General features: G+C 58.1%; 12 protein-coding genes and 4 tRNA genes. 13 read left to right on the forward strand and 3 right to left on the reverse strand.

Annotated features, from left to right (window positions below):
- Window positions 1–26: 26 nt before the first annotated feature.
- Together MD273_RS06130 and MD273_RS06135 are read right to left on the reverse strand one after the other, a co-directional pair.
- Window positions 27–752 carry a UDP-2,3-diacylglucosamine diphosphatase gene (locus tag MD273_RS06130; RefSeq protein WP_239036869.1) on the reverse strand — a complete coding sequence of 242 codons (726 nt, stop codon included), beginning with the start codon at window positions 750–752 and terminating at the stop codon, window positions 27–29.
- Window positions 749–1,249, reverse strand: coding sequence for a peptidylprolyl isomerase (locus MD273_RS06135; protein ID WP_239036870.1), 501 nt, complete (start codon window positions 1,247–1,249; stop codon window positions 749–751). Before MD273_RS06135 ends, MD273_RS06130 begins: the two co-directional genes overlap by 4 nt.
- Window positions 1,250–1,385: 136 nt before the next feature.
- Here MD273_RS06135 and MD273_RS06140 point away from each other — a divergent pair, with 136 nt between their 5' ends.
- From MD273_RS06140 to MD273_RS06150, 3 genes are all read left to right on the forward strand, one after another.
- Window positions 1,386–3,065 (forward strand): glutamine--tRNA ligase/YqeY domain fusion protein, encoded by a 1,680-nt coding sequence (locus MD273_RS06140; protein WP_239036871.1) that lies wholly within the window; start codon window positions 1,386–1,388, stop codon window positions 3,063–3,065.
- Window positions 3,062–4,450 carry a cysteine--tRNA ligase gene (gene cysS, locus MD273_RS06145; RefSeq protein ID WP_239036872.1) on the forward strand — a complete coding sequence of 463 codons (1,389 nt, stop codon included), beginning with the start codon at window positions 3,062–3,064 and terminating at the stop codon, window positions 4,448–4,450. Before MD273_RS06140 ends, cysS begins: the two co-directional genes overlap by 4 nt.
- A 62-nt stretch (window positions 4,451–4,512) precedes the next feature.
- Window positions 4,513–6,693, forward strand: coding sequence for a malate synthase G (locus MD273_RS06150; RefSeq protein WP_239036873.1), 2,181 nt, complete (start codon window positions 4,513–4,515; stop codon window positions 6,691–6,693).
- A gap of 118 nt (window positions 6,694–6,811) precedes the next feature.
- Here the strand turns inward: MD273_RS06150 and folD are convergent, their stop codons facing one another.
- Window positions 6,812–7,669 (reverse strand): bifunctional methylenetetrahydrofolate dehydrogenase/methenyltetrahydrofolate cyclohydrolase FolD, encoded by an 858-nt coding sequence (gene folD / locus MD273_RS06155; protein ID WP_239036874.1) that lies wholly within the window; start codon window positions 7,667–7,669, stop codon window positions 6,812–6,814.
- Window positions 7,670–7,890: 221 nt separating this feature from the next.
- On the opposite strand from folD, the gene MD273_RS06160 reads away from it, so the two are divergent.
- From MD273_RS06160 to MD273_RS06205, 10 genes are all read left to right on the forward strand, one after another.
- Window positions 7,891–7,967: transfer RNA gene (locus MD273_RS06160), tRNA-Pro, on the forward strand.
- Window positions 7,968–7,999: 32 nt separating this feature from the next.
- Window positions 8,000–8,076, forward strand: a tRNA-Arg gene (locus MD273_RS06165).
- A gap of 88 nt (window positions 8,077–8,164) precedes the next feature.
- Window positions 8,165–8,240: transfer RNA gene (locus MD273_RS06170), tRNA-His, on the forward strand.
- 77 nt (window positions 8,241–8,317) lie between these two features.
- Window positions 8,318–8,402, forward strand: a tRNA-Leu gene (locus MD273_RS06175).
- Between the two features lie 219 nt (window positions 8,403–8,621).
- Window positions 8,622–9,926, forward strand: coding sequence for a trigger factor (tig, locus tag MD273_RS06180; protein ID WP_239036875.1), 1,305 nt, complete (start codon window positions 8,622–8,624; stop codon window positions 9,924–9,926).
- A gap of 171 nt (window positions 9,927–10,097) precedes the next feature.
- A complete protein-coding gene (gene clpP / locus MD273_RS06185) occupies window positions 10,098–10,733 on the forward strand; it encodes an ATP-dependent Clp endopeptidase proteolytic subunit ClpP (RefSeq protein ID WP_239036876.1) in 636 nt (211 codons plus the stop codon).
- Window positions 10,734–10,809: 76 nt separating this feature from the next.
- Complete coding sequence (clpX, locus tag MD273_RS06190; protein ID WP_239036877.1) at window positions 10,810–12,093, forward strand: ATP-dependent Clp protease ATP-binding subunit ClpX; 1,284 nt, start codon at window positions 10,810–10,812, stop codon at window positions 12,091–12,093.
- A gap of 293 nt (window positions 12,094–12,386) precedes the next feature.
- Complete coding sequence (gene lon / locus MD273_RS06195; protein ID WP_239036878.1) at window positions 12,387–14,804, forward strand: endopeptidase La; 2,418 nt, start codon at window positions 12,387–12,389, stop codon at window positions 14,802–14,804.
- A gap of 238 nt (window positions 14,805–15,042) precedes the next feature.
- A complete protein-coding gene (hbs, locus tag MD273_RS06200; protein WP_008174603.1) occupies window positions 15,043–15,315 on the forward strand; it encodes a non-specific DNA-binding protein Hbs in 273 nt (90 codons plus the stop codon).
- A gap of 126 nt (window positions 15,316–15,441) precedes the next feature.
- Window positions 15,442–17,295: a SurA N-terminal domain-containing protein gene (locus MD273_RS06205; RefSeq protein WP_239036879.1), complete on the forward strand. Its 1,854-nt coding sequence runs from the start codon at window positions 15,442–15,444 to the stop codon at window positions 17,293–17,295.
- The last annotated feature ends 71 nt before the right edge of the window (window positions 17,296–17,366 follow it).

Raw genomic sequence — 17,366 nt, forward strand, 5'->3', positions numbered from 1 at the left:
CCGGGTGAATGCCCGGCCTTTTTCATTTAAAGAGGGTGTTTTCCCAGTTCCGGCTCCTCACCGGGATCAACTCGCAGCCACCAGACATGGCTGTCCCAATCACCCAGGACAAAACGCTTCGCGGGCTTGCTGTTGGCTTCCAGGTCATGGATCGCCGGACGGTGCGTGTGGCCATGAATCAGGCGCTGGACACCGTGGGCTTCCATTTCCTTTACGACTTCTTCGGGCGTGACATCCATGATGGTCTCCGCCTTGCCCTGATTCTTCGCCATGGAGATTTCCCGTAACTGCCGGGCCATTTGCTGGCGGTCCTCCAGGGGGCGAGCGAGGATCATCTGCTGCCACTGCGGGTTGCGCATGTTGGCGCGGAACTTCTGGTATTCCACATCCGCGGTGCACAGGCTGTCGCCGTGCATCAGCAGGGTAGGGGTACCGTAGAGATCCACCACCGTGGGGTCATCCAGCAGGGTCGCGCCGGCACGGTTGCAGAAATCCTCGCCAATCAGGAAATCCCGATTGCCGTGCATCAGGAAGATGTCGGTGCCGTTTTCGTTCACTTCCTTCAGGGCGGCCGCGACGGTTTCCTGCAGGGGGGTGCGCTCATCGTCACCAATCCAGGCTTCGAAGAAATCCCCCAGGATATACAGACGCTCCACACCCATGGCCCGGTCTTTCAGAAAGGTCAGGAACGCGTCCGTAATATCCGGGCGCGACTCTTCCAGGTGCAGATCGGAGATAAACAGCGTGGTCACGCGTCCTCCAGAACCTCGGCCTTCTCGATGATCACGTCCTCGGCGGGAACGTCCTGATGGCCGGCGCGCATGGTGGTGCGCACCGCACGGATCTTGTTGACGGTGTCCATGCCCTCGGCCACCTTGCCGAAGACGCAGTAGCCCCAGCCTTCTGCGTTCTTGGCGGTGTGGTCCAGAAACCCGTTGTTCTCGACATTGATGAAGAACTGCGCGGTTGCGGAATGGGGATCCATGGTCCGTGCCATGGCAATAGTGCCAACCATATTGCTCAGGCCGTTATCGGCCTCGTTCTGGATCGGCTCGCGGGTTTTGCGCGGGGTCATGCCCGGCTCGAAGCCGCCACCCTGAATCATGAAGTTGCTGATCACGCGGTGAAAGATCAACCCGTCGTAGAAACCGTCGCGAACGTACTGTTCAAAGTTCTTTGCGGTTTCAGGGGCCTTGTCGTAGTCCAGTTCGAGCTTGATATCACCGAAATTGGTTTGCAACAGAATCATCAGGGTTTCCTGTAAAGGTTTATCGGGGTTTCAGCTCGCTATTGTACTCAAGAGTTTTGCGCTATGCATGAGTCAGGAAAGGATTTGTGAGTATAATACGCGGTTTAAGATTCAACCCCTGTCCAACAGAGATTGTATGAGCGCCGAATCGAAGAAAGCCCACAACTTTATCCAGAGCCTGATCGAAGACGCCATCGCCAAAGGTGAGCACACCGGCAAGGTCGTCACCCGCTTCCCGCCGGAGCCGAACGGCTACCTGCATATTGGTCATGCCAAGTCCATCTGTCTGAATTTTGGCATTGCCGAGACCTTTGGTGGCGAGTGCAACCTGCGGTTTGACGACACCAACCCGGAGAAGGAAAACCAGGAGTACATCGATGCCATCAAGGCGGATGTGCACTGGCTGGGCTACGAATGGGCAGGTGAGGTGCGTTATGCCTCCGGCTACTTCGATGCCCTCTACGACTTTGCCGAAGAATTGATCCGCAACGGCAAGGCCTATGTTTGTGCCCTGTCGGCCGACGAGATGGCCGAATACCGGGGCTCCCTGAAGGAGCCTGGTCGTAACAGCCCGTACCGTGACCGCCCGGTGGACGAAAACCTGCAGCTGTTCCGAGACATGCGTGACGGCAAATACCAGAATGGCGAGCTGGTGCTGCGCGCCAAGATCGACATGGCGTCCCCGAACATCAACCTGCGGGACCCGATCCTGTACCGGATCCGTTACGCCGATCACCACCAGACTGGCGACAAGTGGTGCATCTATCCGATGTACGACTACACCCACCCGATCTCCGACGCCCTGGAGGGGATAACCCATTCCCTGTGTACCCTGGAGTTCGAGGATCACCGGCCGTTGTATGACTGGGTGCTGGACAACATTTCCGTTCCCTGTCATCCGCGTCAGATCGAGTTTGCCCGGCTGAACCTGAACTACACCATTACCTCCAAGCGCAAGCTCAAGCGTCTGGTGGACGAAGGTTACGTGGACGGCTGGAATGATCCGCGCATGCCCACCATTTCCGGTATGCGTCGTCGCGGTTACACCCCGGAATCCATCCGAAACTTCTGCGACATGATCGGGGTGAACAAGGCCGGCGGCACCGTGGACGTGGGCATGCTGGAGCACGCCATCCGGGAGGATCTGAACACCCGGGCACCGCGAGCGATGTGTGTGATGCGCCCGCTCAAGGTGACCCTGACCAACTATCCGGCAGACAAGACCGAAACCCTGACCCTGCCGGTGCACCCGCAAAACCCGGATATGGGTGAGCGGGAAGTGACCTGGAGCCAGGTGCTGTACATCGATCGGGAGGACTTCGCCGAGGAGCCGCCACGCAAGTGGAAGCGTCTGGCGCCCGACCAGGCTGTGCGCCTGCGTGGCGGTTATGTCATGACCTGCCGCGAGATTGTTCGGGATGACACCGGCGAGATTGTTGAGCTCAAGTGTGAATTTGACCCGAACACCCTGGGCGTGAACCCCGAGGGCTACAAGCCGAACGGTGTGATCCACTGGGTTTCCGCAGCGGACAGCGTGGAAGCGGATATCAACCTCTACGATCGTCTGTTCAACCACGAATCCCCGGACAGCGACAAGGACGGTGATTTCGTTGACCACCTGAACCCGGAATCCCTGGTGGTTCTGAAAGGCGCCCGGGTTGAAAAAGGCCTGGCGGACCCGCGCACGGATCTGCCGTACCAGTTCGAGCGCGAAGGCTATTTCTTCTGTGATGAGGAGCAGACAGCGGCCGCCGGTCGCCCGGTCTTCAACCGTACCGTCACCCTGCGGGATTCCTGGGGTAAGGGGGGCAAGTGATCCGAATCTACAACACGCTGACGCAGCAAAAGGAAGAATTCCGACCCATCGAGTCGGGCAAGGTCCGCATGTATGTCTGCGGCATGACCGTCTACGACTACTGCCACCTCGGCCACGCCCGGGTGCTGGTGGCCTTCGATGTGATCACCCGTTACCTGCGCCACCGCGGCTACGACGTTCACTATGTCCGCAATATCACGGATATCGACGACAAGATCCTGCGCCGCGCCGATGAGAATGGCGAGGTCTATTCGGACCTGACCGACCGGATGATACGGGCGATGCACGAGGACGAGGCCAAGCTCGGTGTTTTGTCTCCAAACGAGGAGCCTCGTGCCACGGCCTACATTGATGAGATCATCGCCATGATCCATAAGCTGGTCTCCACCGGCCATGCGTACGCGGCAGAGAATGGTGATGTCTATTTTGCGGTGGAGTCGTTCCCGGATTACGGAAGGCTGAGCAAGAAAAAACTGGAGGATCTGGTTGCTGGTGCCCGGGTCGATGTCCAGGAGGCCAAACGCAGCCCGGCCGACTTTGCCCTCTGGAAAGCGGCCAAGCCGGGTGAGGTCAGTTGGCCGTCGCCGTGGGGTGATGGTCGTCCCGGCTGGCACATCGAATGTTCCGCCATGTCGACCCAATGCCTGGGTGACACCTTTGACATCCATGGCGGCGGGCCGGACCTGCTCTTTCCGCATCATGAAAACGAAATCGCCCAGTCGGAGTGCGCCACAGGACACAAGTTCGTTCATACTTGGATGCACGCTGGCGCCATTCGCGTGAACAAGGAGAAGATGTCCAAATCCCTGGGGAACTTCTTCACTATCCGCGAGATTCTGGACAAGTATCCGGCTGAAGTCGTGCGTTACTTCCTGGTATCGAGCCACTACCGCAGTCAGGTGGACTACTCGGAAGACAACCTGGCCGAGGCTGGGCGGACGCTGACCAAGCTGTATCATGCCTTGCGAGGCATTGTTCCGGCCAAGGAAACGGATGCGCCTGAAACCGGGCATGACCGCCGTTTTGCCGAAGTCATGGATGATGACTTCAACACAGCCGGTGCAATTGCGGTGTTGCACGGTGTGGCCAATGAAATCAATCAGTACCGTCGTGACGGTAACGAGGACGAGGCGAAACGAAGTGCTGCTGTACTTGTTCGCCTGGGTGCTGTTCTCGGGCTGCTGCAGCAGGATCCGGAAGCCTTCTTCCAGGCCGATACCGGAGGCGAGCTGAGCGCCGAAGAGATCGAGGGGCTGATTCAGGCCAGGGCCGACGCCCGCAAGGCAAAAGACTTTGCCGAGGCTGACCGGATTCGCGACGAACTCGCGGAGAAGGGAATTATTGTGGATGATTCCAGGGAAGGCACGACCTGGCGCCGGGGGTAAACAGGGATCCAGGCTCCGACTGACTGTGAGTCGGGAAAACAAACGCATTGAGGCAGACAACGATGACAGAACGCGTACAAATTGGCGGCATTCAGGTCGCGAAGAATCTGTATGATTTCGTAAACAATGAAGCGATTCCGGGTACCGGTATCGATTCTGACAAATTCTGGGCAGAGTTCGACAAGATCGTGAACGAGCTGGCCCCGCGCAACCGCGAACTGCTGGCAAAGCGTGACGCTATCCAGGAAAAAATGGACAGCTGGAACCGTGACCACAAGGGTCAGAAGCTGGACATGGCCGAATACAAGGCCTTCCTGAAAGACATCGGCTACCTCGTGGAAGAGCCGGCGGACTTCAAGATCGCCACTTCCAATGTTGATCCGGAAGTGGCCACCATGGCCGGCCCGCAGCTGGTGGTTCCGATCATGAATGCCCGTTTCGCCCTGAATGCGGCGAATGCCCGCTGGGGCAGCCTGTACGATGCCCTTTACGGCACCGATGCAATCTCCGAGGAAGGCGGAGCCGACAAGGGGCCGGGCTACAACCCGGTTCGTGGCGCCAAGGTTATCGAGTGGGCCCGCAATCTGCTGGACAGCTCTGCGCCTTTGGCTTCCGGTAGCCACAAGGACGCTGCGAAGTACTCTGTCGAAGGTGGCAAGCTGGTCGTCAAGCTGCAAAACGGCGAGACCACCGGCCTTAAGGATGAGTCCGGCTTCGTGGGCTACACCGGCGCTGCCGACGCCCCGACCGGCGTGCTGCTGGTCAAGAACGGCATGCATTTCGAGATCCAGATCGATGCCAGCCATCCGATCGGCAAGGACGACGGAGCGCACGTGAAGGATGTCCTGATGGAGTCCGCGCTGACCACCATCATGGACTGCGAAGACTCTGTTGCCGCTGTGGATGCTGACGACAAGGCTCTGGCGTACCGCAACTGGCTCGGCCTGATGAAGGGTGATCTTGAAGAGACCTTCGAGAAGGGCGGCAAGCAGATGACCCGCAAGATGAACGCGGACCGTACCTACACCGCCGCTGACGGCAGCGAGCTGGCACTGAAGGGACGCAGCCTGATGTTCATCCGTAACGTCGGCCACCTGATGACCAACCCGGCTATCCTTCTGAACGACGGTAACGAGATCCCCGAGGGTCTGATGGACGGCCTGATTACGTCGCTGATTGCCATCCACGATCTCAAGGGCAACAGCAAGTTCCAGAACAGCACCAAGGGTTCTGTCTACATCGTCAAGCCCAAGCAGCACGGCCCGGAAGAAGTGGCGTTCACCAACGAATTCTTCGGTCGCGTCGAGGATGCGCTTGGCCTGCCGCGCTTTACCCTGAAGGTTGGTATCATGGACGAAGAGCGTCGTACCACCGTCAACCTGAAGGCCTGTATCCACGCGGCCAAAGAGCGTGCGGTGTTCATCAACACCGGCTTCCTGGACCGCACCGGTGACGAGATTCATACCTCCATGGAACTGGGTCCGTTCATCCGCAAGGGCCCGATGAAGCAGGCGACCTGGATCAACGCCTACGAGCAGTGGAACGTGGATATTGGTCTGGAAACCGGTTTCTCCGGTGTTGCCCAGATTGGTAAGGGCATGTGGGCCATGCCGGACCTGATGGCGGGCATGCTCGAAGCCAAGATCGGCCACCCGAAGGCCGGCGCCAACACCGCATGGGTTCCGTCTCCGACCGCCGCAACCCTGCACGCGACGCATTACCACCAGGTAAACGTATTTGACGTCCAGAAAGAGCTGGCCAAGCGCGAGCGAGCGGCTCTGGAAGATATCCTGACTGTGCCGGTGATGGAGGATCCGTCCTCCCTGAGCGCCGAGGACATCCAGCAGGAGCTGGACAACAACGCACAGGGTATCCTGGGCTACGTGGTGCGCTGGATCGATCAGGGTGTGGGCTGCTCCAAGGTGCCCGACATCAACAACGTCGGCCTGATGGAAGACCGGGCCACCCTGCGGATCTCCTCCCAGCTGCTGGCCAACTGGCTGCATCATGGTATCTGCACCGAAGCGCAGATCGAAGAAACCATGAAGCGCATGGCGGCGGTCGTCGACAAGCAGAACGCTGGCGATCCGGCTTATCGCAACATGGCTCCGAACTTCGATGACAGCGTTGCCTTCGAAGCGGCCATGGCCCTGGTCCTCAAGGGCTGTGAGCAGCCGAACGGCTACACCGAGCCGCTTCTGCACGAGTACCGTCAGAAGGCCAAGGCGAAGTACGGCCAGTAAGGCGTAAGCCAGACGCAAAAAACCCGCGGTTTGCCGCGGGTTTTTTGTGGGAGGCCGAAAATGGGGTCTGGCTCTACCTCCGGGGTCTGACCCCGAATGGGGTCAGACCCCACCTTCATCAGTCTTTATGCAGCACATCCGCTGCATACAAGGTGTTCTGCAACAATGTAGCAATCGTCATCGGGCCCACACCCCCGGGCACCGGCGTGATATACGCCGCCCGCTCGGCCGCAACCTCAAACTCCACATCACCCTTAAGCTTGCCGTTTTCCATCCGGTTAATCCCGACGTCAATCACAGTGGCGCCAGGCTTCACCCACTCGCCCTTGACCAGTCCGGGTTTGCCGACAGCGGCAATCAGGATGTCAGCCTCGCCGACAAATTTGGCCAGGTCCGGGGTAAATCGGTGGCACACGGTGGTGGTGGCACCCTTCAACAGCAGCTCCATGCTCATGGGGCGGCCCACGATGTTGGAGGCGCCAACGATCACCGCGTGCTGACCCTTGTAGGGTGTGCCGATGGAGTCGAGCAGGGTGATTACGCCGGCGGGCGTGCAAGGGCGCAGAGTAGGTTTGCGCTGCATCAGGCGGCCGATATTGTAGGGGTGGAAGCCATCAACATCCTTGTCAGGGCGAATCTTGACGAGAATGGGGTCCGCATCCAGATGATCCGGTAGTGGCAGCTGCACCAGAATGCCGTCTACGGCCGGGTTTTCGTTCAGCTCGTCCACCAGCGCTTCCAGGGCTTCCTGGGAGGTGTCTTCCGGCAGGTCGTAGGACAGGGACAGGATGCCGGCCTCCTCGCAAGCCTTGATCTTGTTGCCAACATAAACCTGGGAGGCCGGATCATTGCCGACCAGTACAACCGCCAGGCCAGGAGCCCGGAGGCCCTTCTGCTTTCGGGCTTCAACGCCGGCGGCGACTTGCTGTCTCACCTGGGCGGCGATTTCTTTTCCGTTAATCAGTTTGGCGCTCATGTTTCCGTCTTGTCGGTTGGGCATCTATAAATGAAGGCCGGCAATTGTCTCATGCTTCCGCCAGAACTCCAATTGGACCAGGGCAGGGGGGAACTTTTCGTGTCACCCGGGGTCTTCATCAGTGCCAATTCGATCGGTTTTTTCGAATGCGTGTTGACGGCGCCGCCCGGCGCCGGTAATATGCGCGCCAACTTTGCTGAGGCACTTGTTGTTCAGGCAGACGGGGTATAGCGCAGTCTGGTAGCGCGCCTGCTTTGGGAGCAGGATGTCGGGAGTTCGAATCTCTCTACCCCGACCATTTTCTGGATATTCAGGTGGGCGAACGGTCAAGCGCCCGTAGCTCAGCTGGATAGAGCATCCGCCTTCTAAGCGGATGGTCGCAGGTTCGAGTCCTGCCGGGCGCGCCATACTGCTCGAAGCAGATTGGCACCGGACTCGCCGAACCAGCAAAGTTGAAGTAAGCAGAAGCGTGCCGTAAGGTACCTCCCTGATGTGGTGGACGTAGCTCAGTTGGTAGAGCTCAGGATTGTGACTCCTGCGGTCGAGGGTTCGAACCCCTTCGTCCACCCCACTTTTCCCCCTGAAGTGATTTTCCGCAAAGCCTGAACTTTGGTAGTGTCTATTGCGCCTCCGTTCAGTGTTGTGCATGCGAGCGTGGCGGAACTGGTAGACGCGCTGGATTTAGGTTCCAGTGGGGCAACCCGTGAGAGTTCGAGTCTCTCCGCTCGCACCACCCCTTTCTTTTCCGGATTTTATCCCCATATCTTCGGTTGGCCTGAGAAATCGTGATCCGTACCGCCAAACCCGTGCCGTACAGGTGATTCTCTCGGCGGTGCAAACCGTGATAAACTACCGGCTTTTAATTTTCGGTCCTTTCCGTGTGAATCGCCCGGAATCGGACTTTTATTATAGAATTCATTCACATACCGAACCTGTAATTTGAGGATCTTCCATGCAAGTGTCTGTTGAAACGACCTCCAACATCGAGCGTCGCATGACGATTGGTGTGCCCGCCCAGGAAATCGACCAGGCGGTCCAGAAACGCCTGCAGGAAACTGCTCGGACTGTGCGCCTGAACGGCTTCCGCCCTGGCAAAGTGCCCATGAGCGTGGTCAAGCGTCGTTTCGGTGACAGCATCCGCCAGGAAGTTGTTGGCGAGGTTATGCGCGACAACTACATCAAGGCACTGCAGGAGCAGGACATCAATCCGGCAGGTTGGCCCAAGTTCGAGCCGAAGACCATGGAAGAGGGCAAGGACCTCGAGTTCGTGGCAACCTTTGAAGTGCTTCCGGAAATCGAGTTGGGCGACCTGAGCAAGATCGAAATCGAGAAGCCCCAGTCGGAAGTGACCGACAAGGATATCGATACCATGATCGATAACCTGCGTCGTCAGCAGGCCACCATGAAGGAAGTCAAGCGCAAGTCCAAGAACAAGGACATTGTCACCATCGACTTCAAGGGCTCCATCGACGGCGAGGAATTTGAGGGCGGATCCGCCGAAGGGCATCGCCTGACCCTGGGCTCTGGCCAGATGATCCCGGGCTTCGAGAAAGGCATCGTTGGCGGCAAGGCCGGTGAAGAGCTGGAAATCGAAGTGACCTTCCCCGAGGACTACCACAACGAAGATTTGGCGGGTAAGCCGGCCAAGTTCGAGATCAAGATCCACAAGGTTGAAGAGCCACAGCTGCCTGAGCTGGACCAGGAGTTCTTCAAGAAGTTCGGTATTGAGGCCGAGGACGAAACCGCTTTCCGTGAAGAAGTGAAGAAGAACATGGAGCGTGAGCTCAAGCAGGCGGTATCCAACAAGGTCAAGAACGACGTAGTCGATGGTCTGCTGGAAACCACCGAGCTGGACGTTCCGGCTGCCCTGGTGGACCAGGAAATCGATCGCCTGCGCCAGGACGCGGTTCAGCGTTTCGGTGGTCAGGTTGACTTCCAGCAACTGCCCAAGGAAATCTTCGAGGAACAGGCCACGCGCCGCGTGAAGACCGGTCTTCTGTTCCAGGAAGTGGTCAAGCAGAATGACCTGAAAGCCGAGCCGGCCAAGGTAGAGGAAAAGATCCAGGAGATCGCCTCTACGTATGAACAGCCTGAGGAAGTTGTTGCGCACTTCAACAACAACCCGGATCAGAAGTCCCAGATCGAGTCTTCAGTACTGGAAGACGCAGTAGTTGACCATGTCCTGGAGCAGGCTAAGGTCAAAGAGAAGAAGATGAAATACGAAGAGGCCGTTGCCGCAGGTCAGCCACAGCGCTGATCACCCGTGACCGGTTCATGAGGCCGGTCGCGTTGGCCGAACCAGAAAACAGCCGGCTTGTCCGGCTGTTTTCATCTGGGCCGACTGGTGGCACAGTAAGGTGTGTAAAAACATCAGAAAATGTCGTGGGGCGAGTCCACGATCCATTGTCCATAAGGAGTTCAGGCGCACATGACGCAGAAACCAATTGATGGTCCCGCAATGGTTACCAATTCCGGCCTGGTGCCAATCGTTATCGAGCAGACCGCCCGTGGTGAGCGCTCTTTCGATATCTATTCCCGGTTGCTCAAGGAACGGGTGATTTTCATGGTCGGGCCGGTGGAAGATCACATGGCGAACCTGATCGTGGCCCAGTTGTTGTTCCTGGAATCCGAGAATCCGGACAAGGACATCCACCTTTATATCAACAGCCCGGGTGGTTCCGTGACTGCCGGCATGTCCATCTATGACACCATGCAGTTCATCAAGCCGGATGTGGCGACCCTGTGTATCGGTCAGGCGGCCAGCATGGGCGCCTTCCTGCTAGCAGGTGGTGCCGAGGGCAAGCGGGCGTGCCTGCCGCACTCCCGAGTGATGATCCACCAGCCGCTGGGTGGCTATCAGGGGCAGGCAACGGACATCGAGATCCACACCCGTGAGATCCTGAAGATCCGCCATACCCTGAACTCCCTCCTGGCGAAGCATACCGGCCAGGATCTGGATACCATCTCGAAGGACACGGATCGCGACTATTTCATGGATCCGGAGCAGGCGAAAGAGTACGGTCTGATCGATTCGGTACTTGATAAGCGCGTGCCGAATACATAATACTGAAAGTAATCGCATCAACCTTGGCCGGCGTACCTGCCAGTAACGCCGGCAGTTGACGAACAGAGGTAATTCAATGGCAGATGAAAGAAACGGCAGAGGCGACGATAACGGCAAGTTGCTGTACTGCTCGTTTTGTGGAAAGAGCCAGCATGAAGTCCGTAAGCTCATTGCAGGGCCCTCGGTGTTCATCTGCGACGAGTGCGTAGATCTGTGCAATGACATTATCCGGGAGGAAATCCAGGAGAATTCCCAGGAGGAGGCGAGCGATCGTCTGCCGTCGCCTGCGGAGATCCGGGAAACTCTGGACGAATACGTCATTGGACAGGATCGTGCCAAGGTGGTGTTGTCCGTCGCGGTTTACAATCACTACAAGCGGCTGCGCTATGGCGAGGGCAAGAACGATGTCGAGCTGGGTAAGAGTAATATCCTGCTGATCGGCCCGACCGGCAGTGGTAAGACCCTGCTTGCCGAGACGCTGGCCCGCATGCTGAATGTTCCCTTTACGATTGCAGATGCGACCACGCTGACCGAAGCCGGTTACGTGGGCGAGGACGTCGAGAACATCATCCAGAAACTGCTGCAGAAGTGCGACTATGACGTGGACAAGGCCCAGCGCGGTATTGTCTATATCGACGAGATTGACAAAATCTCACGCAAGTCGGACAACCCCTCCATTACCCGGGATGTATCGGGTGAGGGTGTGCAGCAAGCCCTGCTGAAACTGATCGAAGGCACCGTTGCCTCGGTTCCACCCCAGGGTGGCCGCAAGCATCCGCAGCAGGAATTCCTGCAGGTGGACACCACGAACATGCTGTTCATTTGTGGTGGTGCCTTCGCCGGCCTTGAAAAGGTGATCCAGGAACGTTCCGAGCGCAGTTCCATTGGTTTCTCCGCCACGGTGAAGAGCCAGGACGATGCCAAGAGCACCGGTGATGTCATCAAGGACGTGGAAACCGAGGATCTGGTGAAGTTCGGTCTGATTCCCGAGTTCGTCGGCCGGCTGCCTGTGGTAGCAACGCTGACAGAACTTGACGAAGATGCCCTGGTGCAGATCCTGACGCAGCCCAAGAACGCCCTGACCAAGCAGTACCAGAAGCTGTTCGACATGGAAGGCGTTGAGCTGGACTTCCGTGAGGATGCACTGCGCGCTGTCGCTCGCAAGGCCATGGAGCGCAAGACCGGCGCCCGGGGATTGCGGTCTATCATGGAAGCCACGCTGCTGGACACCATGTACCAGATCCCTTCAGAGCATGATGTCACCAAGGTGGTCATTGACGAGAGCGTGATCAAGGGTGATTCCGAGCCGTTCAAGATCTACGCCAGCAGTGACCACGCCAAGGCTGTGCCCGAGGACTGAAAGGGAGTTGCCGGACCGGCTTGCAGGCGGGGAAGGTAAACCCGGGGTCAGATGAAAGCCTTCATCAGACCCCAATCCCACGCCGAGACTCAGGGGTCAGATGAAAACCTTCATCTGACCCCGCCTTAACGTTCGAACTCCGGGGTCAGAAGAACGCTTTCTTCTGACCCCATCTTCACCTCCATGTGAACTCGAATCCCAATCCGTTTTTCCCCCCGTAAAAAGATTGCAATTTTCCTCAGCGCCCCAATGAAGGGTGATATGCTGAAAGAAATACCGTCAGAGGAAGTCCTATGACCCTGATATCCGAAGATACCGTGCAAGAATACCCGTTGCTCCCTCTGCGGGACGTGGTGGTGTTCCCGCACATGGTGGTGCCCCTGTTTGTCGGCCGCGAAAAATCCATCCAGGCGCTGGAAGCGGCCATGGAGGGCAGCAAGGAAATCCTGCTGGTGGCCCAGCGCGACGCCTCTACCGATGAGCCCGGTGCCAGTGATGTGTTCGATATGGGCACCCTGGCGACCGTGCTGCAGATGCTGCGGCTCCCTGACGGTACCGTGAAAGTACTCGTAGAGGGCAATGCCCGGGCCTCCATCAGTAATATCAATGAGGCTGACTACCTCACCGGCAGCGCCGTGCTGCTGGAAGAAGAGTCTCTGCCCGAGCGCGAAGAGGAAGTGCTGGTCAAGACCCTGATGGACGAGTTCGAGAAATTCGTCAAACTCTCCAAGAAGGTTCCTTCCGAGGTCTCCAACTCCCTGACCGGCATTAACGAGGTGGAGCGCCTTGCGGATACCATGGCGGCGCACCTCGAGATGCGCATTCCCGAGAAGCAGGAGCTGCTGGAAGCTCTGGATGTGCGCAAGCGCGTGGATCTGCTGCTGGGCAAGCTGGATGGTGAAATCGACCTGATCGAGGTCGAGAAACGTATCCGTGGCCGTGTGAAGAAACAGATGGAGCGCAGCCAGCGGGAGTACTACCTGAACGAGCAGATGAAGGCCATCCAGAAAGAGATGGGCCAGCTCGGTGAGGGGAACAACGATTTTGAAGAGCTCGAGAAGAAACTCGAAGAAGCCGGCCTGCCGGAAGAAGCCCGCAAGAAGACCGAAGCCGAGCTGAATAAACTGAAGATGATGTCCCCGATGTCCGCCGAGGCGACTGTGGTGCGTGGCTACATCGACTGGATGTTGGCAGTGCCCTGGAAGAAACGCAGCCGGGTACGCCACGACATAGAGAAAGCCCGCGAAATCCTCGACCGGGACCACTACGGCCTGGACGAGGTGAAGAAGCGGATTCTCGAGTACCTGGCCGTCCAGAGCCGCGTCAAGAAGGTAAAAGGGCCGGTGTTGTGTCTGGTGGGTCCTCCTGGCGTGGGTAAGACCTCGCTGGGCCAGTCCATCGCCAAGGCTACCAACCGCAAATACACCCGGATGGCGCTGGGTGGTGTGCGGGATGAAGCCGAGATTCGCGGTCATCGCAAGACCTACATTGGAGCGCTGCCGGGCAAGCTGCTGCAGAAGCTGTCCAAGGTAGGGGTGAAGAATCCGTTGTTCCTGTTCGACGAGATCGACAAGATGGGCATGGATCACCGGGGCGACCCGGCTTCCGCACTGTTGGAAGTGCTGGACCCGGAACAGAACCATACCTTCAATGATCATTATCTTGAGGTGGATTACGATCTCTCGGATGTGATGTTCGTGTGCACTTCCAACTCCATGGATATTCCGCCGGCCCTGCTGGACCGGATGGAGATCATTCGCATCCCCGGCTATACCGAGGACGAGAAAGTGAATATCGCTCTGCGCTACCTGCTGCCGAAGCAGATCAAGGCCAACGGCCTGCGCAAGGATGAGCTGAAGATGCCGGAAGAAACCCTGCGCGATCTCATCCGCTATTACACTCGGGAAGCGGGTGTGCGCGGCCTGGAGCGTGAGATTGCCAAGATTTGCCGTAAGGTGGTGCGCGAGCACGTCGAAGCCGGTGAGAAGGCTGCTGTAACGCTGACGCCGGACATGCTGGAAGACTATTCCGGCGTCAAGAAGTTCAAGTACGGTCTTGCCGAGGAGAGCGATCAGATCGGCCAGGTCACTGGTCTGGCCTGGACCCAGGTAGGCGGCGAGTTGCTGACCATCGAATGTGCCCTGACACCGGGCAAGGGCCGCGTCGTCAAGACCGGCTCACTGGGCGATGTGATGCAGGAGTCCATCCAGACCGCCCTCACCGTGGTGCGGAGCCGTGCAGCCGGACTGGGTATAGCCAATGACTTCCATGAGAAGCATGACCTGCACATCCACGTACCCGAGGGTGCCACCCCGAAAGATGGCCCCAGCGCAGGTATCGGGATGTGCACCGGACTTGTGTCCGCACTGACGAGAATTCCCGTTCGCGCGGACGTGGCGATGACCGGTGAGATCACTCTCAGGGGGCGTGTCCTTGCGATTGGCGGGCTCAAGGAGAAGCTGTTGGCGGCCCATCGCGGCGGCATCAAGACCGTCATCATCCCTGAGGAAAACGTTCGTGATCTCAAGGAGATACCTGAGAATATCAAGGAGTCTCTGGAGATCCGTCCGGTCAAGTGGATCGACGAGGTACTGGATATCGCTCTGGCGTATCCCCCCGAGCCCCATGCCGAATCAGCGTCCGGCGAGACCGGTTCCGGGAAACCCCGGGACGAGGAAGGCGATGCTGCAGAGCGCATAAATACGCATTAAAGCCTTGATGAGTTGTTGACACGCCTGAGAGCCCGTTGGTATAACTGTTTCGCCGTGAAGCAGCCAATACCAAGGGCTCCCGCGCAGTAAGTGCCTATTCCGAACACCGGTTAACAGCCGCAAGGAATAATAAAACTGAAGAATGGAATTCTCGGAACGCTTATGCGATAGTCGAGAACGTCCGCGAAGAAATAAACCAACCTATAACATCTTCAACCTGAAATCGAAGGGGTTTAGTGTGAACAAGTCCGAACTTATCGATGCAATTGCAGAGTCCGCAGATATTTCCAAAGCCGCCGCTGGCCGTGCTCTGGACGCCATGACCAACTCCATTACCGGTGCCCTCAAAAAAGGTGATCAGGTTACCCTGATCGGCTTTGGTACTTTCTCTGTGAAAGAGCGTGCTGCTCGTACCGGTCGTAACCCGCAGACTGGTGCCGAGATCAAGATCCCGGCCTCAAAAGTGCCTGGCTTCAAGGCAGGTAAGGCCCTGAAAGACGCCGTCAAGTAACGGTTCTTTCTCCGGCGGCCTGGCTTCGGCCTGCCGCCCAGAAGAATTGAAGGCGCATTCCGGACAGGGTGCGCCTTTTTACGTTGTAACAATACCGCACGACCTTGACGGGGATTCGGGAGTAACATGCTTCAAGATATTCGGGAAAATGCCCAGGGTACCATTGCCAAGATCATTATCGGGCTGTTGATTGTATCCCTCTCCATATGGGGAATGGACGCCATAATCGGCGGCTTTTCCGGTGAGCCGGAGGTAGCGACTGTCAATGGCGAAGATATTACCGAGCGCGAGTTTCTCCGCCTGGTGCAACTTGAAAGCCAGCGCCGCCTGTCACAAATGGAAACTCCGGATCCGTCCCTGTTGAATGAGGACCAGATCCGGAAAGATGTTCTTGAATCCCTGATCCAGGAATCGGTTCTGACCCAGGATGCCGCGAACCAGGGGCTTGCGTTGTCCGATGCTGACATTGATTCCCTGATTACCCAGATGCCCCAGTTCCAGGTGGACGGCAAATTCAACCGGGACCGGTTCGTGGCGACTGTGCGCAACATGGGCATGGGTGTGGGTGAATTCCGTGAGGCCATGCGCAAACAATACGTGGTCAACCAGATCCGTGCAGGCATCGTACAGAGCGGTATTTCGAGCCAGGAGAATGCGGCCCAACTGCTGCAGATCCAGAACCAGACCCGTGATTTCCGGGTGCTGACAATTCCTGCCAGCGTCGTCGCCGATCAGGTAGAGGTTACCGATGCGGAAGTAGAGGCCTTCTACGAGGACAATGCGAGCGCTTTCCAGCAGCCGGAGCAGGTCGATGCGGCCTATATCGCGCTTTCTCTGGGTTCCCTTGCAGACAGTACAGAAGTCACGGACGAAGAATTGCAGGCCTACTACGAGGAACGTTCCGATGACCTGGCGCGAGAAGAGCGCAGGGCATCTCATATCCTGATTGAGGATGGAGCCGACGCGTCGGAGACCATGGCGACCATCCAGGAACGTCTGGCCGCCGGCGAATCCTTTGCCGCGCTTGCGGAGGAATATTCCATTGATACCGTCTCGGCCGAGGAAGGCGGTGATCTCGGCTACGCGGGGCGTGGCGTTTATGACGAAGCCTTTGAAGACGCTCTGTTTGCACTGGAAGAGGGTGAGGTCTCCGAGCCAGTGAACACCAGTTTCGGTGTTCACCTGATCAAGCTTGAAGATGTTCGCCGTTCCGAGGTGCCGCCATTGGCGGAGCTGGAGGAACAGTTGCGTAGTGAGCTGGCCAGAGACAAGGCTGAAGCGCGGTTTGCCGAGGTCCGGTCGCAACTGGCGGATTCTGCCTACGCCGCCGACGATCTGGCCGGTCCGGCCGAGGAGCTGGGGCTCGAGGTGCGCGAGATCAGCGGTGTAACCCGCGATGGCGGTCAGGCACCGTTTGACCACGCCGGCCTGGTGCGTCAGCTGTTCTCGGACGACGTCCTGAACGGCGGCTACAACACGGAGCTGATTGATGTGGGGGATAATCTTTCAGTCGTTGCCCGTGTCAGGGAATACCGTGAGGCGCAGCAGTTGCCGCTCGCCGAGGTTCGTGATCAGATTCGCGAGCGCCTGGTGGCGCAGGAAACCCGCGAGGCGCTGGCCGCGCGGGCCGAAGCCGTCATCGCCAGTCTTGAGCAAGGCAAGTCGTCGGAGAATATTGAAGCCGGCGAGTGGCAATCCTATGAGGCGCAGGGCCGTAATGCCGGAGATGTAGCTCCCGCGGTCATGCGAACAGCCTTCTCCCTGCCGCGCCCGGAAGAGGGGGCCGCAACCTATGGCAACACCGTGACCGCTCAGCAGGCGGCGGTTGTAGCACTTGATGCGGTTAACGCAGGAGACGCGGACCGGGACGGCCAGGAGTTCGAGCAACTTCGTCAGTTCCTGGCATCACTTGAGGGCCAGCGCGAGTACGCTGCATACCAGCAGTATCTTCGTGATCAGGCAGAAGTCGAGCGCCCTTGACGCACGTTCTGTGACCAAAAAAAGGGGAGCCATGTCGGCTCCCCTTTTTTTGTCCATGGTTTGCCGGGCTA

Origin of the sequence: Marinobacter sp. C7 (assembly GCF_022343555.1) — a bacterium.
Lineage (GTDB): Bacteria > Pseudomonadota > Gammaproteobacteria > Pseudomonadales > Oleiphilaceae > Marinobacter.